Annotated in this window: 24 protein-coding genes and 1 tRNA gene; 10 read left to right on the forward strand and 15 right to left on the reverse strand. The window is 56.8% G+C overall.

Features of this window, described 5'->3' with window-relative positions; genetic code table 11:
- Window positions 1-49 precede the first annotated feature (49 nt).
- Window positions 50-1,261 (reverse strand): EAL domain-containing response regulator, encoded by a 1,212-nt coding sequence (locus BFQ03_RS00155; RefSeq protein WP_065942276.1) that lies wholly within the window; start codon window positions 1,259-1,261, stop codon window positions 50-52.
- 273 nt (window positions 1,262-1,534) lie between these two features.
- Between BFQ03_RS00155 and BFQ03_RS00160 the strand changes: the two genes are divergently transcribed.
- Window positions 1,535-2,755, forward strand: a complete 1,221-nt coding sequence (locus tag BFQ03_RS00160; protein WP_065942277.1) for a multidrug effflux MFS transporter — start codon at window positions 1,535-1,537, stop codon at window positions 2,753-2,755.
- 16 nt (window positions 2,756-2,771) lie between these two features.
- Complete coding sequence (locus BFQ03_RS00165; RefSeq protein ID WP_032860771.1) at window positions 2,772-3,383, forward strand: TetR/AcrR family transcriptional regulator; 612 nt, start codon at window positions 2,772-2,774, stop codon at window positions 3,381-3,383.
- Window positions 3,384-3,665: 282 nt separating this feature from the next.
- Here the strand turns inward: BFQ03_RS00165 and BFQ03_RS00170 are convergent, their stop codons facing one another.
- The 4 genes from BFQ03_RS00170 to BFQ03_RS00185 form a co-directional block, all read right to left on the reverse strand.
- Window positions 3,666-4,019 (reverse strand): hypothetical protein, encoded by a 354-nt coding sequence (locus BFQ03_RS00170; RefSeq protein WP_032860772.1) that lies wholly within the window; start codon window positions 4,017-4,019, stop codon window positions 3,666-3,668.
- Between the two features lie 97 nt (window positions 4,020-4,116).
- The gene (locus BFQ03_RS00175) at window positions 4,117-4,935 is read right to left on the reverse strand and encodes a methyltransferase domain-containing protein (protein WP_065942278.1); all 819 of its coding nucleotides are present in this window, start codon (window positions 4,933-4,935) and stop codon (window positions 4,117-4,119) included.
- A 21-nt stretch (window positions 4,936-4,956) separates the two neighbouring features.
- Window positions 4,957-5,331 (reverse strand): DUF1641 domain-containing protein, encoded by a 375-nt coding sequence (locus BFQ03_RS00180; protein WP_065942279.1) that lies wholly within the window; start codon window positions 5,329-5,331, stop codon window positions 4,957-4,959.
- A gap of 27 nt (window positions 5,332-5,358) precedes the next feature.
- Window positions 5,359-6,546, reverse strand: coding sequence for an NAD(P)/FAD-dependent oxidoreductase (locus tag BFQ03_RS00185; protein ID WP_162276354.1), 1,188 nt, complete (start codon window positions 6,544-6,546; stop codon window positions 5,359-5,361).
- 414 nt (window positions 6,547-6,960) lie between these two features.
- Here BFQ03_RS00185 and BFQ03_RS00190 point away from each other — a divergent pair.
- Window positions 6,961-7,047: transfer RNA gene (locus tag BFQ03_RS00190), tRNA-Leu, on the forward strand.
- Between the two features lie 40 nt (window positions 7,048-7,087).
- Here the strand turns inward: BFQ03_RS00190 and BFQ03_RS00195 are convergent.
- The gene (locus tag BFQ03_RS00195) at window positions 7,088-8,443 is read right to left on the reverse strand and encodes a sensor histidine kinase (protein ID WP_083204780.1); all 1,356 of its coding nucleotides are present in this window, start codon (window positions 8,441-8,443) and stop codon (window positions 7,088-7,090) included.
- Entirely contained in the window at window positions 8,436-9,110 is a 675-nt protein-coding gene (locus BFQ03_RS00200) for a response regulator transcription factor (RefSeq protein WP_032860821.1), read from the reverse strand. The genes BFQ03_RS00195 and BFQ03_RS00200 overlap by 8 nt, the downstream gene beginning before the upstream one ends.
- 300 nt (window positions 9,111-9,410) lie before the next feature.
- On the opposite strand from BFQ03_RS00200, the gene BFQ03_RS00205 reads away from it, so the two are divergent.
- Window positions 9,411-9,776 (forward strand): hypothetical protein, encoded by a 366-nt coding sequence (locus BFQ03_RS00205; RefSeq protein WP_223232754.1) that lies wholly within the window; start codon window positions 9,411-9,413, stop codon window positions 9,774-9,776.
- A gap of 336 nt (window positions 9,777-10,112) precedes the next feature.
- Here BFQ03_RS00205 and BFQ03_RS00210 read toward each other — a convergent pair whose 3' ends face one another.
- Both BFQ03_RS00210 and BFQ03_RS00215 read right to left on the reverse strand, forming a co-directional pair.
- Window positions 10,113-10,562, reverse strand: coding sequence for a hypothetical protein (locus BFQ03_RS00210; protein WP_065942282.1), 450 nt, complete (start codon window positions 10,560-10,562; stop codon window positions 10,113-10,115).
- A 190-nt stretch (window positions 10,563-10,752) separates the two neighbouring features.
- A complete protein-coding gene (locus BFQ03_RS00215) occupies window positions 10,753-11,361 on the reverse strand; it encodes a LysE family translocator (RefSeq protein WP_032860825.1) in 609 nt (202 codons plus the stop codon).
- Between the two features lie 321 nt (window positions 11,362-11,682).
- Between BFQ03_RS00215 and BFQ03_RS00220 the strand changes: the two genes are divergently transcribed.
- On the forward strand, window positions 11,683-12,567 hold the full coding sequence (locus BFQ03_RS00220) for a LysR family transcriptional regulator (protein ID WP_032860826.1): 885 nt from the start codon (window positions 11,683-11,685) through the stop codon (window positions 12,565-12,567).
- A gap of 39 nt (window positions 12,568-12,606) precedes the next feature.
- On the opposite strand, the gene BFQ03_RS00225 is transcribed toward BFQ03_RS00220, so the two are convergent.
- Window positions 12,607-13,707, reverse strand: a complete 1,101-nt coding sequence (locus BFQ03_RS00225; RefSeq protein WP_032860828.1) for an alkene reductase — start codon at window positions 13,705-13,707, stop codon at window positions 12,607-12,609.
- A 256-nt stretch (window positions 13,708-13,963) separates the two neighbouring features.
- On the opposite strand from BFQ03_RS00225, the gene BFQ03_RS00230 reads away from it, so the two are divergent.
- Complete coding sequence (locus BFQ03_RS00230; protein WP_032860829.1) at window positions 13,964-14,374, forward strand: VOC family protein; 411 nt, start codon at window positions 13,964-13,966, stop codon at window positions 14,372-14,374.
- 43 nt (window positions 14,375-14,417) lie between these two features.
- On the opposite strand, the gene BFQ03_RS00235 is transcribed toward BFQ03_RS00230, so the two are convergent.
- On the reverse strand, window positions 14,418-15,023 hold the full coding sequence (locus BFQ03_RS00235; RefSeq protein WP_065942283.1) for a LysE family translocator: 606 nt from the start codon (window positions 15,021-15,023) through the stop codon (window positions 14,418-14,420).
- A gap of 66 nt (window positions 15,024-15,089) precedes the next feature.
- On the opposite strand from BFQ03_RS00235, the gene BFQ03_RS00240 reads away from it, so the two are divergent.
- Together BFQ03_RS00240 and BFQ03_RS00245 are read left to right on the forward strand one after the other, a co-directional pair.
- The gene (locus BFQ03_RS00240; RefSeq protein WP_065942284.1) at window positions 15,090-16,007 is read left to right on the forward strand and encodes a LysR family transcriptional regulator; all 918 of its coding nucleotides are present in this window, start codon (window positions 15,090-15,092) and stop codon (window positions 16,005-16,007) included.
- 796 nt (window positions 16,008-16,803) lie between these two features.
- A complete protein-coding gene (locus BFQ03_RS00245) occupies window positions 16,804-18,663 on the forward strand; it encodes a calcium-binding protein (RefSeq protein WP_065942285.1) in 1,860 nt (619 codons plus the stop codon).
- A 113-nt stretch (window positions 18,664-18,776) separates the two neighbouring features.
- On the opposite strand, the gene BFQ03_RS00250 is transcribed toward BFQ03_RS00245, so the two are convergent.
- The 4 genes from BFQ03_RS00250 to BFQ03_RS00265 form a co-directional block, all read right to left on the reverse strand.
- On the reverse strand, window positions 18,777-20,486 hold the full coding sequence (locus BFQ03_RS00250) for a polyurethane esterase (RefSeq protein WP_065942286.1): 1,710 nt from the start codon (window positions 20,484-20,486) through the stop codon (window positions 18,777-18,779).
- Between the two features lie 118 nt (window positions 20,487-20,604).
- On the reverse strand, window positions 20,605-20,802 hold the full coding sequence (locus tag BFQ03_RS00255) for a hypothetical protein (RefSeq protein WP_065942287.1): 198 nt from the start codon (window positions 20,800-20,802) through the stop codon (window positions 20,605-20,607).
- Between the two features lie 536 nt (window positions 20,803-21,338).
- Entirely contained in the window at window positions 21,339-21,728 is a 390-nt protein-coding gene (locus tag BFQ03_RS00260; protein ID WP_050593372.1) for a hypothetical protein, read from the reverse strand.
- Complete coding sequence (locus tag BFQ03_RS00265) at window positions 21,725-22,240, reverse strand: hypothetical protein (protein WP_139115615.1); 516 nt, start codon at window positions 22,238-22,240, stop codon at window positions 21,725-21,727. The genes BFQ03_RS00260 and BFQ03_RS00265 overlap by 4 nt, the downstream gene beginning before the upstream one ends.
- A gap of 584 nt (window positions 22,241-22,824) precedes the next feature.
- Between BFQ03_RS00265 and BFQ03_RS00270 the strand changes: the two genes are divergently transcribed.
- Complete coding sequence (locus BFQ03_RS00270; RefSeq protein ID WP_032860840.1) at window positions 22,825-23,304, forward strand: hypothetical protein; 480 nt, start codon at window positions 22,825-22,827, stop codon at window positions 23,302-23,304.
- Between the two features lie 12 nt (window positions 23,305-23,316).
- Window positions 23,317-23,559 (forward strand): hypothetical protein, encoded by a 243-nt coding sequence (locus BFQ03_RS00275; protein WP_065942289.1) that lies wholly within the window; start codon window positions 23,317-23,319, stop codon window positions 23,557-23,559.
- Window positions 23,560-23,942: the final 383 nt, after the last annotated feature.

Consider the following 23,942-nt stretch of genomic DNA (forward strand, 5'->3'; position numbering starts at 1 on the left):
TCCAAAAAGGCAATTGACTGCTTCAGTCTAGCCCCCTACTTTCAAAACATCAGAGCGTGCTGCGTGACGCCAACTTCATTTCCAGCCACGAAAGCGCACGCGTTGCGCTCATGGGTCGCGCACAGAGGTAACCCTGACCCTGATGGCAGCCCAACTTGAGCAAGCGTTGGCGCTGGCTTTCGTACTCCACGCCCTCTACCACGACTGCCATATCCAGAGCTTCAGCCAATGCCAGAGTGCTGCTGATCACCGCACAATTACGGGGGCTGCTATCAAGGTCACGAACGAAGCGCGCATCGAGCTTGATTTCGGTGAAGGGCAACTGGCACAGACGCTCCAACGAAGAGTAGCCAATACCAAAGTCATCGATGGACAGACCGGCGCCCATCATCCGCAGGCGAATCAAGGTTTCGAGCACCCTGGGAGACACCTCCAGCAGCCCGCTTTCGGTGATCTCGAAAGTCAGGCGCGAGGCAGGTATCGCGTAGTGCTCCAGCGCCTTGCACAGATGCGGTAACAGCGACTCACAAGACAGCTGCTCTGCCTCCAGATTAAACGCCAGGGACAGCACATGCCCCTGCGCCTGCGCTATTTGCAGGAAGGCCAACGCCTGTTCCAGCAGGGCAAAAAACAGCTCATCCATCAAACCGAACTGGCTAACCTGCGGCAGGAAATCCGCCGGGCATAGCACGCCGTGCTGCGGATGCTCCCAGCGCGCGAGTACTTCAAGGCTGTCGACTTCACCGGTCGCCAAATTGAACTTGGGTTGAAAAAATGCCTTGAGTTCATTCCCTGCAATCGCCTGTTCCAGGCCCGCCTGGCTGGCAAGCGGGTAGCGAGCCTTCGCAGATACATTCCCGGCGGCGACGGTGGTTTCCAGGTATCGGCTTAACAGTGGCGTGATCGCCCCTGCGCGTACCGGCACATCGACATACCCGAGGACGCTGGCTCCAAGCATGCCGACCATACGGTCGATGGCGTCTTGCAGGTCTGGGGCAAGCGCACTGCAAATGATGAGCGACTTGACCCGGCGGGTGCGGCTGAGTATTTCGAGCGTCGTCAGCCCTTGCATGCCCTCCTCGTTCAAGGCACAGAGCACGATATCCACTGGCCCCGCGTGCTCCAGCAACTGCAGCGCAGCATTCACATCGGCCGCGCCCACCACGCTGTCACAGCCGGCGTCCCTGAAGGCCTGAATGGCAACGAGTTGCTTGAAGGGGTGCTCTTCGATGACCAGAACACGAATCGGGAGAAAGGACATGACACATCACAGATGAGATAGAAGTGCGCCCATTCTCACGACACGTCCTACCGGCGTATTTAGGAAAACGCCTAAATGGAAAGCGAAAACTCCTCGATTTGCTGACTTCTTACGCGGGATGAAAACACTGCAGTTCAACTGTGGGGTTGCTCGTGATAACGGTGTGTCAGCTACAGAAAACGGTGAGGTTACCCACATTGACCGTTAACCGAGGTGTCGTTATCATTCACAAAACCTACCGACCGGTAGGATGTTTTTTAGGTTGGAGACTGTATGAATTCGCAACCCACCCACAGCCCCCCCCTGAGGCTGGCTATTGGCCTGGGACTGATCGGCGCCCTCGGCCCGTCGGCGGTCGATATGTACTTGTCGAGCCTTCCCGAGATTGCCCGCGAGTATCAGAGCAGTTTCGCCAGTGTGCAGTTGACCCTGACGTTCTTCCTCCTGGCTATGGGTGCAGGCCAGTTGATCTTCGGGCCCATCGTCGACGCGTACGGCCGCCGACGCCCCCTGCTGGCCGGTCTTGTGCTGTTTACCTTGTGTTCACTGGGCGCTGCGTGGGCACCGACACTTGAGACGTTGATCGCCCTGCGCTTTGTTCAGGGGCTTGGCAGCGCACTGACGCTGGTGGTGATCATGAGCATGGTGCGCGACGTCAGCGAAGGCGTGGCCGCGACCAAGCTCTTTGCATTGCTGATGACCATCGAAGGGGTGGCGCCGATCTTCGCCCCGGCACTGGGTGGGGTGATCGATACACACTACGGCTGGCGTGCCGTGATGTTGGTGCTCGCCGCTTTTGGCCTGGCGGTACTTGGCAACAGTTGGCTGTCGCTACCAGAGACCCTGGCTTCTCGCCACAGAGAACCCTTGCGCCTGGGTGCCGCGTGTCGCACGTACCTGACCATTGCCAGGGACCGGCACTTTCTGCGCCCGACCCTCGCCGTGGCGGCGGTGTTCTTCTTTCTGTTTGCCTACATCGGCGGCGCGACCCTGGTCTATCAACAGACCTACGGCTTGAGCCCACAAGCCTTTGGCATGCTGTTCGGTGTCACAGGTGTAGCCATCCTGATCGGGGCGATGAGCGCCGGGAAACTGGTCAGCCGATTTGGCTTGAGCCGTCTCTCGCTGATCGGCGTGTCGTGCATGGCCGCAGGCTCGGCAATCGCTGTGGTTTGCACCCTGACCCAACTGGGCTTGCCCGGTATAGTGGCGGGCATGGCCGTCGCGTTGTTTGGCTTGGGGATCGCCGAGTCCACGTTGATGTCGCTTGTCATGTCCTCGCAAAAACGCGCGCTGGGCTCCACCGCTGCACTGCTGGGCGCGTTCCAACTGTCGATTTCCGCCAGTGCGACGCCACTCTCGGCATTGGCCCTGACCCAGGGGCCAGTGGCCTGGGCAACACTGCTGTTGGCCAGCGCGTTGCTGACCTGCCTGCTGACGACGATCAGCCTTCCCCGGGGGACAGGCCAAGCCTTTGACCTGACCGGGCACTGATTTGAGGAGCAACACCATGACATCCAATACCCTGACCTCGGCCGCCGAACGCATCGCGTATCTGGCCCTGGATCAATTTGCCGAGCATGGTTACGACGCCGCCTCGCTGAACGATATCGCCGTACGCGCGGGCATCAAAAAGGCCTCGCTGTACGCGCACTTTGCGAGCAAGGACGCGCTCTACGTGGTCGCACTCGAACTTGCACTGCAGGCCGAGCGCGACTACGTGCAAAGCCAATTTTCGAAAAACTCACGATCGGTCAAGGCCCCCGGCGAGGTCTATATCGACAACCTGCAACGCCGCTACAGCGCCAATGAATCTCTGCGGTTCTTGTTGAGGGCCGCATTTTACCCGCCAGCGCCGCTGAGGGGCGTGGTCATGTCCGGGTTCGATGATTACATGACCACGATCCGCAGCCATTTCCAGAAGGGGTTGCTCAAAGCCTATCCAGGCATAGACGAACAGGCCAGCGAGGTTCTGGCCGAGGCCTACCTGGTGATGATAGACAGCCTGCATGTAGAGCTGACCTACGGTAATGCACAGGCCTATGCACGTCGCCTTGAGGCGCTGCAACAACTGTCGCGGGCGGTTGGTTACGAGGAGATCATTCGGCGATTGCGCGGATAAACACCTGACCGGCCTTCGCGTAATACCACTGTAGGAGCGAGCTTGCTCGCGAAGGACGTCAACGATAACGCGTGCTTACAGGGTAAGCGCAGCGTTCTCAAGTTTTTCGCGAGCAAGCTCGCTCCTACAGTGGGCCAGTGGTTTACTTGCTCATCAGCCTGTCTCGTTCAATCCGTATCGAATGACATTGGGGGCACAACAGCCCCAACCGCACTGCACGGGTGAAACGATGCTCGCACTTCTTGCAGCGGAAGAAATAAGGCGGCCCGTCGACAAAAGCGCTCATGACTGTTTCTTTTTCAGGACCATCTTTCCGGCCTCAAAGGAGATTTCCTCATACCCTTTGAACAGGGCAATGATCAGCCCCAGGCCCAAAGTGGCAGCTGCAATAATGGCCGCGATCTCCAACCCTGTCAGGGTGGCGATGGGCACAGCCGCCGCCATGGAGAGCCCACCGGTAAAAGGCACAGCCGCCAGTGCCGCGGTCAGCAGTCCAATCGTGATCGTCCCCGCTACCGCAATCTTCTTCGACGATTTGAGCTTGTTCGCAAGCTCACCTTCTACCGTGATCTGCTCGTACCCGGCATTCTTGGCAGATTCAAGTTCCGTTTTGGTTCTCACCGTGATGACGCGCATGCCATTTCCCTATTCGATGGTTCCAAACCTCAATGATCGCATAATGCCATACCCCTGAGTAAGCGATCGCATCCATCGGCATGTCGTTAGTCCGCAGTCAGACCCGCGCCACAATGAAGATCCGTTTGAACGGGAACAATGTCAGGCCATCTGTTTCCGGCGGGTACACTTGGCGCACTCGCTCAAGGTAGTGATAGATAAACCTCGCCCGGTCTTGATCATTCAGAGCCAGCAATACAGGGCGCAGGGCCGAGACCTTGACCCAGTCAAAAATCGGCGATTGGCCTTGGACAACTTGCAGATATTCAGTCTCCCAGATATCCAATTCGTGGCTCATGGGAGCCAGCAAACGGTAGTAGCAATCCAGCGATAGCACTGGGCGAGTCGACATTGCCTGGCGCAATTGGAGAGTACCCAATGGCACGCCTCCGGGCCCCGCATCTTCCAGGGTATCGAGCATCAAGCGATACCAGTGTGCGTCGCGCCAATTGGGCATATGGGCTGCAAAACAACCGCCGGGGTTGAGCTGTCGCAACAGCCGGGGTAACAGCTCATGATGCCCATCAATAAAATGCAACACTGCAGCAGCCAGCAGCAGATCCGCAGGTTGCTCGGCGTGCCAGCCTTGCAGATCACGGCGCTGCCACAGAGCCTTGATTGGCAGGCATTTCGCCTCAGCAAGCATTTCGGCAGAACTGTCGACGCCGGTCAGTTCAGCGTCTGGCCAGCGCTTGGCCAACAACTGGGTGGCAATACCGGTGCCACAGCCCAGGTCGTAGATACAGTGCGGCCGCTCAAGGTGGATGCGCTCAAGAAGCTCAACAACAGGACGCTCTCGCAGGCGGGCAAACTTCAGGTAGGACGCGGGGTCCCATTGGGTACTGGCATTTTGTGCCAGTGGGGAATCGGCGATCATGAGGTGGACCTCCAGGTCGTGTCACAGTTGTCGTCCAATGACGTTCAGCGTTCTCAGAATCAGACCTACGCCCCGCCGGGTGTCCGGTTCGCGAAGTAGGGTCAGCAAGCCATAGAGGCTATCGGGATGTTCCAGGGCCTGGGTTTGCGACTTGGCCATACGCACTGCGTTGCCCAGCTCCCAACTCACGCTGGTGGTTTGCTCAAACAGCGTTGCGAGCTTTTCCACCATTGCGCAATCCAGCAGATCGACGATGTCAGAAGCAATTGAGAGCAGGTCGATCAGGTTGTCCAGCCGGCCGCTATCGAGCAAAGGTTGAAGTTTTTGCACGATTTCGTGTATCGCCAGATCAGGCGTAGCGCCCGCCTGGGCACCGTCAGAGGGTATTGCGTCCATGACAAAGACTCCTTCCTTTGTATTGAGTCAAAGCATTCCGCGAGCCACAGCCCAGTAAAGACCGCGGTTAAATCCATTTCGCAGCAAGCCTGCCAACTTGTTCGGTGGGGTCGGCAACACATCGTGCGTATAGTCGTACCAGAGGGGCATACCCGCGTTCAGCCCCATTTGAGCCACGGCCTGGACACGCCCGTCGTAGATTGCATCGGCAGAACCATGGCGAATTTCACCTGCAATATTGTTTGCAATAACCGGTGCCTGGTTATGGCAAGCGCCTCCTGCTTTGCTGACGGGTAAGTCGACGGTATCGCCTATCACATACACATTTTCCAGACCGTAGACTTGCAGGGTCTCGTGATGAGTGGGTAGCCATCCCTCATTGCCTTGCGCCTGGGATACGCCCGACGCTATTACGACATCCACCGCTCGTATCGGCGGGGTCGCCATCAAGATATCGAACGGCTGGGCATCACCCTCTGCGGAATAGGCAATGCGTTGATCGGGATCGACCTTGTCGAGAGTAAAACCTCGCTGAAAGTGGATGCCACGCTGTTCAAACAGGCCAGGCAGAATTTCGCCTGTAGGTCGCTGCAAGAACAAACAGTTGCGCATCAACTGCGCCGTCGTGGGATAGGTGTAGACGATCTCCACCTTGTCGCGAACGCCGCGACGACGCAGAAAATCATCCAGCATCAGGGTGGTTTCAACGGGGGCAATCCCACATTGATGAGGAACATTCGGGGTTTGGGGGAAAGAAACGGTAATGAAAATCCGCCCGCGTTTTATGGTGCCCAGACGCTGGGCCAACTGTCGTGCAGGCTCGTATTGGTAGAAATGATCCCCGGCCTCCTTCAGCCCTTCAATCCGTTCCGGCGCGGGTACACAGCCCGTGGCGATCACCAGGTAATCATAGCCGTGGCGTTGGCCGCTGCGGGTATGCAGGGTCTGCCCGGGGAAATCGAAGCGGGTCACTTCATCGACCTGAAAGTCGATCTCCGGCCGCAACAAAGAACGCTCCGAGCGCTTGAGTTCTTCTTCAAAGAACTGGTTAAACGCCACGTACATGAAGGCAGGCTTGTAAAAGTGCTCCGCCGAGTTTGAGAGCAGGCTGACTTTCACCTTGGCCCTGACGATTTCGGGATACAGCTTTGCCACTAACTGATTGGCGACCATGGTCCCACCAAGACCACCGCCAACGATCATTATCCGGATCACCGCACTGCCTCCATGCATGGTTGGAACTCCTATAAGGGACCTTAGTAAATAACCACGTGGAGGCAGGACTAAAAGGCAATAACGGTTGCAGCGATCATCGCGAATAGGGTTCCTGCAAGCGTCAAGTAGGTGAAATAGACAGCCAACGGGTACGAAATACGGGCCGTGCATGGTTTTCCAATCATCGGTCCCAAGGACTGTGCAGCGATGCGCTACCGAGTCGCATGCTCCTCCTTGGCAAATGTAGATCACTGATATGGTGGGATTTTTTTCTACGCTGGCGCACGTAACCAATCAGAAAAAGACCGCTCGCAAACTTGCACCAACGTGCCTGGATCTATATATTCCCTAGCCTGCTGCACCGCTCAAGCACTTTGCCAGGCAAAGCTTCTTGAGTTGCTTCATCGCGCTGCCGCCCGAATGGCGAAACTGGTAGACGCATGGGACTTAAAATCCCCCGCTCGTAAGGGCGTCCCGGTTCGATTCCGGGTTCGGGCACCATAGATATCAAGGGCTTGCATGATGAACTTCATGCAAGCCCTTATCTTTTCTGCTTCGCAATTTTCTTACCTGTTCCGCAATTGTCTTCCCCCGCCCCTTCGTCGTCCCGCAAGTTAGTAAAATCGAGAGCAACCGTAAAACGTTGCTGCTCAAGTATCACATCAATCTTCCAACCCAGTTTTGCGCATAACTGGCGCATTAACTGCAGCCCCAGACCGTAGCCGAAATCGTTGGATTCCTCCCGCGGCTTGGCTTCCCTGATGTGATTGGCAATCACCAAGCGGGGATATTTGAAGTTGATTTCTACCTGGCCTTCTTCCGCGTATTGCAGCGCGTTGCGCAGGAAGTTGCCGATCACGATGCGGCATGCGGTGGGAGGTAATCGGCAAGGTTGGTTGTGGATGTCGATCATCAGCTCGATATCCCGGTTGCCGATCAGGTAGCGATGCTTGTCAATTAACTCGCCCATCAACGCGCTCAGGTCAATGTCTTCCTCCGGCAAGGGTTCGGGACGCTCGCGGCTCATCCACAGTAAGGTTTCGGCGATAAGCTGCATGTTCAGCACCGAGCGTTCAATACGCTGCAGGGAAGATGGCAAGACACCGCCGGCCTGCAGGGTCAACAGTTCTATATTGGCCTTTAGCACCGCCAGCGGAGTTCGCAGTTCATGGCTGGTGTAGCGCAACAGGCGGCCTTCGCGCTGGCTGGCGGCCTGCACTTGCTCAACACTCTGGGCCAGGGCGTCGGCCAGCGTATTGAACTCCTTGAAGCTGAAATCAGGGCGCTCGCCGGCCATTGCGTCCGGGTTTTTCAGCGTGCTGGACCATTGGGCCAGGCGCCCCAGCGGCCGTACCAGCCACCAGACCAACAGGGCGATGATGATCAGCGCCGGCACGAACACTGCCAGGCTGATGAACGTGACGCCCTGCAGCACCTGGTCAAAGTAGGCATCGGACAGCGGCGTTTCCACCTCGCCACCCTCTTCGTGATCATGGTCGATGTCATACATGTAAAGGGTCTTGCCGTCGCCCAGAGGCTGGGAGAGGACCGCCCGGACTTCAGCGTCTTCGTCATCGGAGTCGATATCACCGAAGACCTGAACCGCGCCGAAGGACATGCTCGGCGGTGCCTTGAGCATCTCCCGCACGCTTGCCGGCAAGGCTTCCTTACCGATAACCGACTTAAAGAAGTAGTTGTGCGGTGGTGGCGTGGTTGGATCCTTCTTGTAGTGCCTGACGAAATACTGCGCCTCTTCTTCCATCATCGCGCTGGCGGTGTAGAGCAGGCCGCGCACGGTGTATAGCGGCAGCAACTGGCTGTAGATCAGTAACACCACAGCAATCAGGAACAGGAAGCTGCCACTGATCACCCACTTCAGGCTCAGGCCGTTACGCATGGGGTTTGACCTGAATGCCGACCCCAGGCAGGGTGTGGATCAACGGCCGGTTGAAGGGTTTGTCCACCGCCTTGCGCAGCCGATGCATGTGGACTTTGAGCGTATTGCTGTCCGGTGGCTCGTCACCCCAGATGGTGGTTTCCAAGCGCTCCCTGGGGACCGGTTCAGGGCTGGCACGCATCAGGTATTCCAGCAAGGTCCAGCAGATGGGCGACAAATGCAGCTCCTGCCCGGCGCGGCTGACTTTGCGGGTGGTCAGTTCCATCACCAGGTCGTCTACCTGCAAGCGACTGGTCTGGCTGCTGCGGCGCATGCTCAGGGCACGGATCCTGGCCACCAGCTCGGCCAGCTCGAAGGGCTTGACCAGGTAATCGTCGGCGCCGGCTGCAAAGCTGGCGAGCTTGTCCGAGAGAGCGTCCAGTGAAGTGAGCATCAGGATGGGCGTCTGGCTGCCTTGCTGGCGTAAGCGCTCGCACACTTGCTGGCCGTCGAGGCGCGGCAACATGATGTCCAGGAGAATGACGTCGTAATGATGGGCGAGTGCCAGGTTAAGACCGGCCTGGCCATTGCTGACGTGGTCGCAGACCATGCCACTGATCTCCAGGTACTCGATAACGGTAGTGGCCAGATCAAGGTTGTCCTCGACCAGCAGCAGGTGAATATGCACGGGAAAGCCCCCTCGGGCACAGGTTGCGCAGAGGTTTGAAGGATATCGGAAGTCGAGCGATTTTCCGTGGATGTTTACCTGGCGTTAACCCGGCACTGTCTAGGCTGGGCGCTTCCTATCCATGGGTCATCACCGTCATGAACCTTTATTCGATAGTCAAAGGGCTCCTGCTGGCCTTGATTTTTTTCACACTGATGACCAACGTCCTGCCGTCTCGGGGGCAATTGGTACGCCTGGGAGGTGGCAGCTGGTTTCTGCTGGGTAAGCATAGCGAACAGGCAGGCCAGTGCTGTGTCGCCCGTGCATTCTGATAACGCCGGCGCCGGCTATACCTGGCAGTTGGTGATATGCCTGGGGCTGATTGTGTGCGTGACGATTGCGATGGGTGCCTATATCGTCCATTTGAATGCACGCATTGATAAGCAGCGCGAACTGTCGCCGGTGTATCTACATGAATGTGAAAACGGGCGCGGGGGCTTTATTGTCTACCCCGACGGCAGGCGCAGCAGTGACAGCTGCTACCCAAGCGATGAAGCTGAATCGGCGGGCATCGACCAAATGCCGGACCTGTCAGGCCCACACCGCGTGCAATGGCTCAAATACATCCTGCCGCGCGTTAAGGGCCTTCCCAGTCCAGACGCCAACCCCAAGCTCCCGACAGTCTGATCAGCACCTCCGAGCCCCAGCCAGAACCCCAGCACAGCAGCCTGAATGTCGAATCTGATACGCTTTTTTCTTTATCACCTGCATCTGTACCGAACACACCACAACCCCGACAATGGCTCATCGGCAGGAACCCTCCAGCCGCCCTTCTTCCTTTTGGAGGCCCCATGGCTAAGATGGCAATTTTTCTGTTTGGGTTTCTGGCACTGACTATTGGGATCGGCCTGCTGGCCACCATCTCACCGGTCTGACACTGGGGTGTGAGGCAAAGTGCGCGTGATGCATAACTGACTTCTTGTATTACTTCATCAAGCGCACAGTTTTGCGTGTTTCAAAGCGTCACTTGATCCATTCGGGATGGACGTTCATCAGCTCGCCGGGCTTGTCCGCTACGCCGTTGCAGCAGACGTAACCGTTGTACAGATAGAGCCCCGGGTAACTATTAAAGCTCACGGGGTCAATGCTCATGTACCTGGCGTTAGTCCAGCTCGAATAGGCATACAGGTAGCTGCGGCTGGTAAACGATAGGTACTGTGCCGTGCCAACAGTAACCATGTACCAATTCCCGGAGCCATAGTTGACCACCAGAAATTTCGAGGCCTTGGCAATATCCGGGGTGGTCATGACGTATCCATCAACCATCACCAAATAGGTGGCAGGTGCTGTGGAATAGTCTTTAAGAAAGGCCAACTGGGAAGACGGGTCTTTCAGCTCATTGGCAGAGCCTCCGACCTCAGGGTTGGTTTGCAGCTTGTCCGAGCCCAGCGGGCTCATTAATTCCTTCGACATTGGGTAACACTCCATTAACTTGAGATTGATGGTTTAACGATCCCCTCCAAAAAACACCATTGGCTGGAAAGACAGAAAAACCGCAGACTGCAATTAATAGTGCGCAAGCCCCTTGCTGCTCGATACTGTCACTTCTCACAGTTCGGTAGAGTGTTTCGGGATAGGTCCAGGGTTTTATATCTCGATCCCATCAACCCAGAAAAAACATCGGGTACAACGACAGCACCAACAGCCCCGCCATCGACCAGTTGAATAGCTTCAACCAGCGCGGCTCACGCAGGACATTGCGCAAACCGGTGCCACACCCCGCCCAGACGCACACACTCGGCAGGTTGACCACTGCAAACACCACGGCGATGACCAGTACGTTAGTGAAGTAGCCTTCAGCCGGCGTGTAAGTGGTGATCGCCCCCAACGCCATGACCCAGGCTTTGGGGTTGACCCACTGGAACACCGCGGCCGCGAGAAAGGTCATGGGTTTGCGCTTGCCGTGCGTGTCGTCCGACATCGCGCCAGAGTTGGCAATCTTCCATGCCAGGTACAACAAGTACGCCGCCCCGATATAACGCAACGCGGTGTACGCCCAAGGCAACGCCTTGAACACCTCCCCAAGGCCCAGGCCGACCGAAATCACCAGCACCATAAAGCCCACGCTGATCCCCAGGGCATGGGGAATCGAGCGGCGAAAACCGAAATTCACGCCTGACGCCAACAGCATGGTGTTATTGGGGCCTGGGGTAATCGAAGACACGAAGGCAAACAGCGCAAAGGCCGAAAGCAGGCTGGTGGACATGAACATGGTGCGGCATCCGGCAAATGATTGTTGCCCTGACAGTAGAGGGTTCTGTGGCGCCCTGCCCCGTACAGCTGGGGGCGGATCGAGAGATACAATTCTCTTCAATGTGCTCGCGTGCATGGCGCCCACCGTGGAAGTGCAAGCGCCCCGCCATCACCGACTCCTGGGCTTGCTATGCGGGGAACACTGGAAAAAACGGCACGATTCGTCAGGCACGCGCTACTGAACTAAAGCAGGTTTACCCCCCATAAATGACCTGATCGCTATTTCTAACTGGCGTAGAATCCGGCAAAAAGCACAATCATATTCAGGGAAATCCGGATAATGCTCTTCGAGAACCTCGCGCTGTTTCTATTGATTGTCGAGAAAGGCGGATTGTCGGCGGCAGGCCGCGAAGCCGGACTTTCGCCGACGTCTGTCTCGGAACGGCTCGGGGCTTTGGAAAGGCACTACGGCGCAACGCTGCTGACCCGTACGACACGCTCAATCAGCCTCACAGACGAAGGGCGAATGCTGATGGAGGGCGCCCGGCGCCTGCTGGCAGAGGCTGACGATATCGAGAGCAATATCAAACTGGGCATCGAACGTATCTCGGGGCTGATACGCCTGAGCGCCCCCGTTGACCTGGGCCGAAACCGTGTCGTGCCGATCCTCGATGAGTTTCTGCAAACTCATCCCGAGATCAGTCTCGACCTGAATCTGACGGATGGCTACCTGGATCTCGCGGGGCAAGGGATTGATTTCGCCATTCGATATGGCGCCCTATCTGACAGCACCTTGCGCGTCAGAAAACTCAGCGAGGGCCGTAGGGTCGTATGTGCATCCCCCGCCTACCTCAAGGCCCACGGTACGCCCCGACACCCATCGGACCTGGCCCATCAGCAGTGCATCCTGATGCGTTTTGGCAGCAACATCCACCGTGAATGGCAGTTCCGCGCCGATGGCCGTACGTTCAAGGTTCAGGTGTCGGGCAGGCGTATCGCCAATGACGGCGATCAGGTGCGCCAGTGGTGCCTGGCGGGTCACGGTGTCTGTATCAAGTCCTACATCGATGTGTTTGATGACTTGAACGCAGGCCGGCTGGTCGAGGTGCTGCAGACCTATTCTCTGCAGGGCGTGGACTTGCAGATCGTCTACCCTTCCGGCCACGCTGTGCCGCGCCGAGTCAAACTGCTGATGGACGAAATCTCCTTGAAGCTGGCGAACTGAGCGCGCCCCAAGGAGATTTTTGGATCTGACCTGTAGGTTTCAGCCCTGCTGGGCCCAGGCGGAAAAATCCGAGTAGCCGCGCTCAGTACCACCAAATAACTCGGCCCCCTCCAAACCGGCTAAGGGATAGCCTTTCTCCAGCCGCAGTGGCAGATCCGGGTTGGCGACAAACTTACGTCCGAAAGCGACAAAGTCTGCGTAGCCTTTTTCCAGCACCCACTCTGCGAGCTCCACATCGTACTTGCCGGCCACCACAATGGCATTGCGGAACCGCTCGCGTACGACCCGACGGAAGTCCTCGGGAAACTTGGGAGCATCATCCCAGTCCGCCTCGACCAAGTGCAGGTAGGCAATGCCCTTGTCCTGCAAATAACCAGCAGCGTCCAACAAAGTGGGCAGAATGTCCGGGCACGCCATGCCGCGGGCCGTGAGAAACGGCGCAATACGAATCGCCGCGCGGTCGGCCCCCACTTCATCAATCACCGCATCCATGACTTCTTTGAGAAAACGCAGGCGATTGTCGCGGGATCCGCCGTATTCATCCGTACGAACATTAGACGTGGTGCGCAGGAACTGGTCAATCAAGTAGCCGTTTGCTGCGTGCACCTCGACACCGTCGAAACCCGCCGTCATGGCATTGCGCGCCGCAGTACGGTAATCGTCGACGATGGCGTGGATTTCGTCGCGCTCCAGTGCCCGTGGTGTCGGGCATGGGGCCATGCTGCCGACACCCGACTCGGCATCCACCTTCCAGATACTGCCATCGAAAGGAATCGCAGAAGGCGCAACAGGTAAATCACCCTTGTGGAAGTCAGGATGCGACATGCGTCCTACATGCCACAACTGCAGGAAAATTCGCCCGCCAGCGGCATGCACCGCCTCGGTCACCAGACGCCAGCCGGCGATCTGTTCGCGGCTGTAAATCCCCGGGGTAAAGGAATAGCCCTTGCCCTGGGGTGAAATCTGCGTGGCTTCAGTGACAATGAACGCAGCCGATGCCCGTTGTGCGTAATAGAGCGCGTTCATGGCGTTCGGCACATCGCCAGGCTGGGTGCTGCGCGAGCGAGTCATGGGCGCCATGACCACGCGATTGGGCGTGTTCAGTTGACCAACAATGCCTTGGGTAAAAAGTTTGGACATCAGTGTTTCCTCGTCGATATTCAGTGGTTGCAATGACCACAGGATATCGACGAGGAATCTTTTGATAATCAACCCGACTCGGGAAACATATTGCGGTTAATCTGGATAATCCGTCCTGGCATTTTCCCAGACTCAGTGTACCTCGGGTTCGATTAGCTCCTGACGGACCTTGCCATTGCATGTCGCCACTCTGCTGGCAGACCCAATAAAAGCGCTGTACTTTGACTTTCAGCCCTATAACCCTCAAGGAGTCGAGATGTTCAGCCACGTCACCGTCGGAACAAACGATCTGGATAAAGCCGCCGCATTCTACGATGCCGTACTGATCCCACTGGGCCTGTGCCGCCGCCATGTAACCCCGGATGGCGGGCCGGCTTGCGCATGCTGGATCAGCGCCAGCAGCCCGTTACCGCGCTTCTATGTCTACTCCCCCTACAACCGCCAGGACGCCACTGCGGGTAATGGCAGCATGGTGGCTTTCTCTGCCCCCTCGCCAGGTGCAGTAGACGTGGCCTATGCCGCTGGAATGCTGGCTGGCGGAATCGATGACGGTGAGCCCGGCCCGCGCCCGCATTATGGCGACGGTTATTACGGCGCCTATCTGCGGGATCCGGACGGGAACAAAGTGCATATCGTGCATCGTGGCGATATGCAGGCAACGGCATGAAGACCAGCCAAACCCTGTACGAGTATTCAACCTGGCCATCACGTTAAGCAACGGTCAGTAATATCCCGAAGCTCACGAGTGCGGCACCAAAAACCCGGTCGATCCACTGTCGTGCGGCCATCAATTTCTCGCGCACCCTCCCGGCGGAAAAGCACAGTGCGACCAGACTGAACCACAACACATGCGCCCCGGCGATAAACAACCCATAGGCGACTTGCACAGTGATAGCGGTGTCCGGCCGTACGACCCCCATGAACAGGCTGACAATGAAGATCGACGTTTTAGGGTTCAGCGCATTCGTGAGAAATCCCATCCGCAGCGCTTCCAGATCCGACATCACCGCAGGTGGCGCGTCCAGTTGTTCAACCGCCGGCCTGGAACGAAGCATTTTAATGCCCAGGTAGACGAGATAGGCAGCTCCAGCCAGCTTCAACGTATTGAACAGCCAAGGTGTCTGTTGCAGTACCCACCCTAAGCCAAGCAGCGTGTAGCACACATGGACCAGCACCCCCACACCAATCCCCACAGCCGTGAGGACGCCCGCCCGTCGAGACCGTAGCAACCCATTGCGAGAGACCATGGCGAAATCGGGCCCTGGACTGATGCATGCAAGGAGTGTGATGGTGATTACTACTATCCATTCGTCCATGGTGTACCCTTTGAATTATTGGTTGCGCAAGGCAATAATTACAGATCTTCTGTTTGGGTAATAACGATGATTTCTGAAGAAAATAGTGACTACAACTCACTTATTTCTGAGGCGCGCCTGCCCTCTTTGCTCGCACTGCGTTGCTTCGAATCCGCCGCACGCTTCGAAAACTTCGCCCGTGCGGCTGACGAGCTGCATCTGACCCCCGGCGCCATTAGCCGCGCAGTGCGCCTGCTTGAAGAGGATTTAGGCGCTGAGCTGTTCGAGCGGCGTAGCCGAAGGGTTTTTTTAACGGATACCGGAAGGCGCCTGGCCAAAGCGGTGAGTGAAGGCCTCGGGCTGATGAACCAGGCCGTTCGCGAGATACGCAGCGACGTACGGCGTGCTCGCCGACTTGTCTTGTCCTGCGAGCCAACGCTGCTGATGCGCTGGTTGATCCCGCGCTGGAGCGACTTCCAAACATGTCATCCAGGGTTAGACATTCATCTGGTTGCCGGCGGCGGCCCCTTTTCATTCAACCAGGGCATCGACCTGGCCATTCGGCGCGACGATTTCCCCCGGCCCTCCGGTTATCATGCCGAAACGCTTTTCGCAGAAAAGGTCGGCCCTGTCTGCCGCCCAGAAAAAGCTGACCTATGGTTTGGTAAAAACCGAAACGCTCTGCGCCCCTCGGCCCCCCTGCTTCAGACGACTAGCCGGCCTACGGCTTGGCAGGAGTGGGCTGCTGCAAAAGGGTTACCCACTCCGGCTATGGAAATGCAGTCTTTTGAGCATTTCTATTTCAGCATCCAGGCGGCTGTTGCAGGCCTTGGAGTCGCCATTGGTCCGTGGCACCTGGTGCGCGACGATATTCAAAGCGGTGTGTTAGTCGCGCCCTTGGGATTTGTTGAAGATGGCTCGCGCTACTGCCTGTTGTCTCCTTCTGCCCCCAAGCCAAGCAGCGTGGAAATGGCGTTGTTTAAGTGGTTGCAGGCCGCAGGCTGAGCTTTTTGGGTTGTCAGTTGCACCCGCTGCGAACCCGTCGTTTCATGCTGGCTGTCATATCTGTGATTTGCACAGCGGCATGCAACGCTCGCACAATAAGTTCTTCTTAAGAAGCCCGGCGCTTGACGCCCTTTAAAAGCGCTTATCTACTACCCCGCCGCCGAGCCAAGTGCTTTTTATATAAACACCAAGTCGAATGGGCCGCTGTCGATTGCGGGATAACCCCGATCAATAGTTTCATTCTTGCAATACAACCCAACAACCGACACCCTCCACCTGTGAGACTTCGCCAGAGCGCACAGGAGTACTTGACCGACTTTATGCCCCACAACAAAAACCACTACAACCGACACCAAGCTGACCAAGTAGTCACAACAAAACCACTCAAGTCACACACGGCTTATTACAGCCTCGCCAGCAGTGGAAAAACAATTAAAACTCATAATTATCAATCCATTACCTTCATAAAATATCTATTTCAAGAACACAAACCGCAAAGCTCACTTCCAACATTATTACCTCTGGGCGCACCCAACATTTCAATTAAGTAATGACAGGTTTCTTTCAGGTATCTGAACTTCAGTACAATCCGATCATCGGTAGTTTTTTTCAGTGCAATTTTATTTATTTATAAGTTAGGGTTGTCTGGCTCACTTATAGTCAAAGCCGATATTGACGATCGGGAGCAACCTGAACCAAACGCACAAAACAACTTCAATGCACGTTTGTTTAGCCCGACTTATCAGCCTTCATCGTCGACCATCGGTTTTGGCCGTCGGGCCATAGGAGAAAGTAAATGGCTATGTTCGATTACAAGGGGCAAGACGCCCGCGGCCTTATTTCAGATGCCTGGAACCTCGCCACCTACACCAGTGGCGTCGCCACCGTAGGCGCCCTCTACAACCTCCCTGGGCTAGTCCTGGGAGAGGGCAATACCTTTGCATTGCCCAAGGGCTGGCGCGAGATCGGTGCCAACGAACTGAAGGTTGACAAGAGCTACATCGACCTGACTGGCAGCTTTACGGGCGAGAATGTATTCGGCTCCCAGGCCAGGGTCTTCGGCCAATACGACGACAGTGACCAGTTACTGAAAATAGGCTTCTCCATTGCCGGCACCAACTCCCCGGTCGACTTGCTGGGCTGGCCAGCAATGATCGACAACTCTTATATCCGCGGCTATGACTACCTGCTCGATTCAATCAAGAACTACGCTATTGACCACAATCTGAGCGGCAAGGACGTGCTGGTCACCGGCTACAGTCAAGGCGGTTCGGTAACCAACAGCATGTACCTGGGCAAGGAAACGCTGGCAGACGGTTTCTTCAAGGATTCGGATTACTTCGGTATGGAGTCGCCCAAATCCAGCAACAGTGAGGGAATCTTCAACTTCGGCTTCGAAAATGATGTAGTCCACCGCCTCATTGGCCAGGAAACCAATGTGGGCAGCGCCATCATCGACGCTCTCAAAGGCAGCGACGCCAGCTACACCTCCACCACCGATAACATCGTACTGTTCGACACGATCTATGCTCTGCCCACCTGGCCCAACGGCCCATTCTCGATTGCCAACCTCAGTGGGTGGGCGGCTCACCTGGAGGGGATCTTTATCAATCCCATCCAGCGCATAGGCCAATCGACGTTCTACGACCACATCGAACGAGACAGCACCGTAATCATCAGCAACCTCGACCCCATCAGCCGCAGCTTTACCTGGGTGAGCGACAAGGCTACCGCCACTTCCAATCACTTCGGCACACCGGCCTTCCTGCTGGGCACCGACAGTGCAGACAAACTGCAAGACGGTCGCAGCGATGATTTCCTTGACGGGTTCAGTGGCAACGACAGCTTCCGGGTCAGCACCGGAACCGATATCGTCTCTGGGGGTGATGGCAATGACAAAGTCTTCCTCAAGGGCGCAGCCTCTTCCTACGAAGCCGTGAAACTGAGTGACGGCACCCTGTTTCTCAACGATACCAGTGGCCAGTACGGCCTAAAGGAACTGCACGGCGTCGAGCATGTGGAATTCGAAACCGGGCTGCCCAGTGCACTCGGGCAATTGCCTGTTATCGGCGGGATCTTCAGCAGTATCGGGCAGGCACTGACTCCAGCCTACACCGTCACCAGCGGCAAACTGGACTTCGAAGGCCTGTTCGGCGCCGACAAAGCCTACTCCAGAGCCGTTGAGGGCAGCCAATTGGACGATATCCTCAAAGGCACCGTCGCACGGGACCTGATATTCGGCCAGGGCGGCAATGATAGGCTCGAAGGTGGCGCCGGCAACGACCTGCTGCACGGCGGCGATGGCAACGACACCCTGCTGGGCGGTACCGAAAATGATGCGTTGTATGGCGGTAGCGGCAACGACATCCTGATCGGTGGCCTGGGCAACGACCAACTCAGCGGCGGCGTGGGTAGCGACCAGTTTGTGTTCGATCAGCGAGGGTTCGGCCAGGACCGAATCAGCGACTTCAACATCCATCAGAACGGGAACGACCTGTTGGTGTTCTCCAAATCGTTGTTTGCCACCACCGACGCTGTCCTTGGCGCCACCACCCAGAACGGCAGCGACAGCATAATCCTGGCAGGCGACAGCAGTGTCACATTGGTAGGTTTCAGCGCGGCGCAATTGAGCGCAGACATGATCAGCCTGGTTTAACGCTTATCTCGAAAGATCCAAGGTAATACCCCCCGTAGAGCATTGATCTACGGGGAGGTTCAAGAGTGGGGCAGATCACCCATTGCCACCTGCGGTGTTCTGCCCCTATTGCTTTAGGAAATGAAAACCCCCGCCCCATTCAACTGAGTCATGTCCACGCCCACCAACATCACAGAATTGTCGCCGAAGGACAGCACCGTGTTGTCTTCGAACGTCGAGGCATAAGAGCGGTAATCGTAATCCTGGCTCAGGCCAGGAATGCCCATGAACACCAGTTTATCGCTGGCCTGGTAACCCTCGATCCGGTCATTGCCAAAAAGGCCGTTGAACAGGAAGGTGTTGCTGCCACCGCCCGAAACCATCAGGTCATTACCAGTCCCGCCGACAAACACATCATTGCCCTGACCACCGATCAAGTGATCGTCGCCGCCCAAGCCGAACAACCAATCGCCAGCGGCATGAGCGGTGAGGACATTGTCCTGCGCATCGCCTTTGGCGGACGTCGCGTATTGCGTCAAGTCGGTACCGGCCAGCAGGCCGTTGCCGGTGACTTGATAAGTGATGTCATAGGAGCCCCAGGGGATTGAAGTCCACGGTATATAGGAGGCCTCCTTGCTCACCAGCGCACCAATATCGCGGGTCATACTGATGCCGCCATAGGCGTCGTTGATGTACAGCGTGCCATCGCCGTCGTTGGCAAAGCTGAAGGTGGCCAGTGACTTTTGCAGTTCCAACACGTTATCGCCTTGGCCGCCCAGGATGATGTTGTAGCCACCGTCATCGCGAAAACGGTCATTGCCGGCACCACCCTCCAGGAAGTCATTACCAGCTCCGCCCTTGAGCAGGTCGTTTCCCTCGCTACCCATGATGAAGGTATTGCCAGTGTGTTTTTCAGCGTAGCGGTTCAGGTCTTGCACCCAGGTGGTTTCACGCGCGACCTCTGTAAGGCTGGAGACGACGATGGTCGAATCCTTGCTGGTCAGGTCGTAGAAATCCGAGGACGCGATACGTTCCATGCCTTGGATATAGCCGACCAGGGAGTGAGCCTTGGCGACTCCCCAGTTGAGACTATTGGGTAAATGTGCCGAGAACGAGGCGTAATTATCAGTGAAGCTGACCAGGTTGTTGGCGGCCGAATCCCAAGCCCTATCGTTACCCCAGAACAGTGCCGAGGTGTTGATGCCTTTACCATCAATGGCCTTGAACACCGGGTCATTCTCGTAGCCGATATTCAAGACCGGTGTATCACCCGAGCCTTGAGTGGGTGAGGCAAAGGTCACGTAGTTTGCATCCTGATAGAAGCCACCCCAGTGATCGCGGCTCAAGGTTGCCAAGCTGTTGGCCCCTAGTGCGCCGAGGCTATGGCCGGTGACCAGAATATCCTTGCCGGTCAAGCCCTGGCTCGTGGCGTAGCTGGCGACGTTTTCCAACAAGGCACTGAAGGCGTACTTGGCGTAATTGGCGGCGTATCCGGGAAGTGCGGCGGCAGCCAGGTCGCTGGCCACGTCCCCCAATCCATCCCAAGTCAGGGCAAAGGAAGTGCCACGAAAGGCAATCCCCATGGCAATCAGCTTACCAACGCCATCGTACTGCCCCAAAATCTCGACATTGGCGGAAGGCGCCAATGCGGTCTCACCCCAAAAGGTGCCTTGCTTGTCCACTTTCTGCGTCACGCCCAGGGCTTGCGCACCAATAGGCGCCCAGCCACCGGTTGCCAGAGGTTGGCCGGTGGAGTCATAAGCGTATTCGGATAAAGCCAAGGCGTCGCTCAACAGCGCCTTGGCGTGCTCGCCTGTCATGCCCTTGTAGTCGAAAACGCCCATACCCTTTGCCCCTTTTCAGATGACTGTCTATGTGGCTTCAGCTCGGTTGGCCGGGATAAATTGAGGGCGGAATGGGGGAGGCAGTCAATCGTTACCTAAAAATCGAATAGTTGCAAAATCAAACATCAAGCTTGGAGTGCTCGAATGACGAGTAGGCTTGCTGGGCATGCAGGAGGTCAGCATGCAGAACAGAAAACTCTTTCTTGTCAGCCGCCTTCCATGGATCAGGAACACGCTGAAGAAAGTCTTCCAGACACTTCCCCGCGCTGGAAACTTTCCGAACTAAATCAGCTACTTCATTCCAGTAAGCGCTCATGAGAACCCTCCTTTACTTGCTGACAAGTGAACAAACAAGTAGCGAAGCGCCGAGCCCGAGCAGGACCGGCCACGTGAAAAACAAACCAAACACCAAAGAAGGGATGCCCACCAAAAACCATGGATCTATAAAAACACTCAACTTCATCAATGCTCTCCGGGGCAGGCGATGAAACTTGCTAAAGACGCTAGCCCATCAACCCAGTCAAAGCGCTCACCCAAGCCGGAAGCAATTCCCCCGGTAAAGGCTGCTATGAAAATCCCGGCTGAGCGAACGGCATAAGGTTAACTGCCTTTTGATAGCTGCGTCCCTTTCGACTTTCTGAACAATTCACTCACTGCACTTGGGTTTGCCGAATAGCTTTGGCCTGGTCGTCGACGGGGATGCTGGTGACCACAATCTTCATGGGCGTACACCGGGGGCAAGGGGTGTACCAGCAAGTAAAGAAGGTTCGCGGTGGCTGACCAATGTCGGGGCACGGCAATCGCAGGACAAGCCCGCCCCCACGAGCCTTCGCCTGCTTTTCTTCAGGACTGCTACGGCGCCAGGTTCACGCCGTTACAGCGACCCTTGATGGAGAAGTCGCTGATCTGTCGCGCCTTGTCCACCGTCATCAGGATCGTGCAGCCGCCAGGATGGGTCACGTCGTCCCAGTAATTGGTATGGACCATCACATTACCTTGCCTCTCGGCGGTGCTGCCAACCACCTCCTGGCGCACATAGGTGGTGTCGCGGTACCAGCCCAACTGCACCCCGCCGCCACTGGCCAACGGCTCCATGCGCCCGGGCGGGCCGAAGAAGTCGATGGCCTCCTTGGCGTCGCGCCCCTGCCATTGGTGGCTGGCGCGCAATTCCGGCAGGGTTGGGATGCAGCCGACCAGAGTCGGCAGCAGAAAGCTGAGAAGCAGCAGAGGACGTGCGCTCATCGGGCGCTGCTGCCCAGCATGTCGTCCAGTTCTTGCACCGCCTGGCTGTTGGCTTGAACACCGATCAACTGAATGAACATGGCCTGAATGGTGGCGACCATCCGCGCCGCCGGCATCTTGCCGATCGGCAACATCTGGTTGCGCGTGCGGTTATCTGGGGCGCAGACGAAGGCAAAGGTGCGTTGCAACCAGTAGTCCTTCGGTGCGACCCAGCCGTGGATATTGGTCTTCACATCCTTCACGGCACCGTCGAAGCGACGTATCGCCCGGGCGCTATCCAGGCGGATCTGGCGCTGTTTGCATTTGACCTGCACCTCATAGGCGGCAAGGGTCGGGAAGGCCGGGTCTTCAAACAACTGCATGACCTGCACCGATTGCACGCCACCAGGCTTTTGCATGATGCCGGCGGCATCGGCCACGTACACCTCGTTGTGCAGGCGCTCCCCTTTACCGTAAATAATCCAGTAATCGCCCGAGGCTTGTTCGGCCATGGCCGGGGTACTGCAGGCCATGGCCAAGATAGCCAGCCATCGACAAGGGGGTGGAAGTCTGTAGCCCATGGAGATCCTTTCCCGATTTCTGTAATTCAGGAGGAATAATATGAGCCGTGGGTGGGCAGGATCAAATAGCACGCTTGTGCTAATGGCCAAACGCCTTCAACCCTTAGATTTTGTACGGAAAATGCCTGTGCGACGAGCATACTGCGTTGAAAACAGGCTCGGAATGCTCATTTGCAACCAACGCAACTCGTGCGTGACTCCGACCATTGTTCCTCGCCTGTTTTCGGGTGGCGCCACTGGCACCACACGCCGAATGTCTTACGGATCGCCCCATTCTGTCCCTTAACCGATCAGGCATCGTTCGCTGCTCGTCGCCTCAAACCGCGCACCGCCACCTCCTCGATTACTGTCTGCAAGCGAAACGGGTGTCGGATAAATAAATCCGTCCCCTTTATCCCCGGGGCAGCCCAGTACGACCATTTATGTCCGTCAGCACCTCACGGTGGGTAACGCACCTTGCCAGCCAGGTGAAATGATTTGAATCCAGCGCGCGCTTTCTGGACAATCCCCGCCTTTGGCTCGAAAGGATGCGTGCGATGAAGTTCGAAGGGACTTTCCAATACATGGGCAATCACGGGATCGTGTTCAACGTCTCGCAGATCACCCTCACCGACAGCGAACGCGGACGCCTGCGCGAGCTGCATTTTGGCGAAGCAAAAAGCGCCCACTACGAGGTCAACCGCAAGGTCGTCGAGGTGTACGACAAGATGCTTGCCAAGAACCTGCCGTGCCTGATGATGATCGGCATCTCCAAGCCGCTGACCCGGCAACAGGGCGATGTTCTCAACACCCAACGCACCAAAATCGCTAACCTTGCGGCCTCGGCGTTCGCTGGCGCTACCTCTTATGTTGCCTCCCCCTACGTGGGTGCCCCTGTCGGCGCCGGTGTGCGCATGTATGTGAATGAAACCCTGCCCACCTATCATGCAGGCGACGTACTGGTGAGCATTGAGGCGCAGGTGAATGGCGGCATCGGCCCGCAACGCACCGCCTCGACACTGATCATCAAGACCTGACGGGAGAAACACATGTCTGACATTACCCAACTGGTCGTTGCTCTGGTGCTGTTCTTTCTGCTCGATCGGTTTCTTAAGTCGTACCCGCTTCGTAAATGGTTAGGGGTACTGCTGATAGCGATAGGTGCAGCTGGCTGCGTTGCAGCGAGCCAAATCCGCTTGTTTGGGTTTGACCTGGGGTTGCTGTCGATCTTTGCCGTTGCACTGGGGGCGGGGTTGTTCCTGAAGCGGCGGCGGTTCGAGCAGGTGGGTTGAAGGTGGCAGGAGTTTTAAGCGAAAAGGGGACGGATTTATTTTTCTAACATGTCCCGTCCTGCCGACCGAACACAACTCGCAAACAAGCCAGCTTCACGATTACCAGTATGAGATTTACAGATAACCCACTCTCAGCTCCCCCGGCTATTTTGACCAATGAGTGCCGGCATCCCCGAAAACAAACTCAGAAATGCCTTATGTTCACGACTCCGAGTGGTCGCTAAAGTCTGCAGCTTACGAGTTAGAACCCGGACAAAAACTTGACTAATATCAATAACTTAAATATAATAGCAGCCAGCAGCCAGCAGCCAGCAGCCAGCAGCCAGCAGCCAGCAGCCAGCAGCCAGCAGCCAGCAGCCAGCAGCCAGCAGCCAGCAGCCAGC

Origin of the sequence: Pseudomonas sp. 25 R 14 (genome assembly GCF_900004755.1) — a bacterium.
Lineage (GTDB): Bacteria > Pseudomonadota > Gammaproteobacteria > Pseudomonadales > Pseudomonadaceae > Aquipseudomonas > Aquipseudomonas brenneri.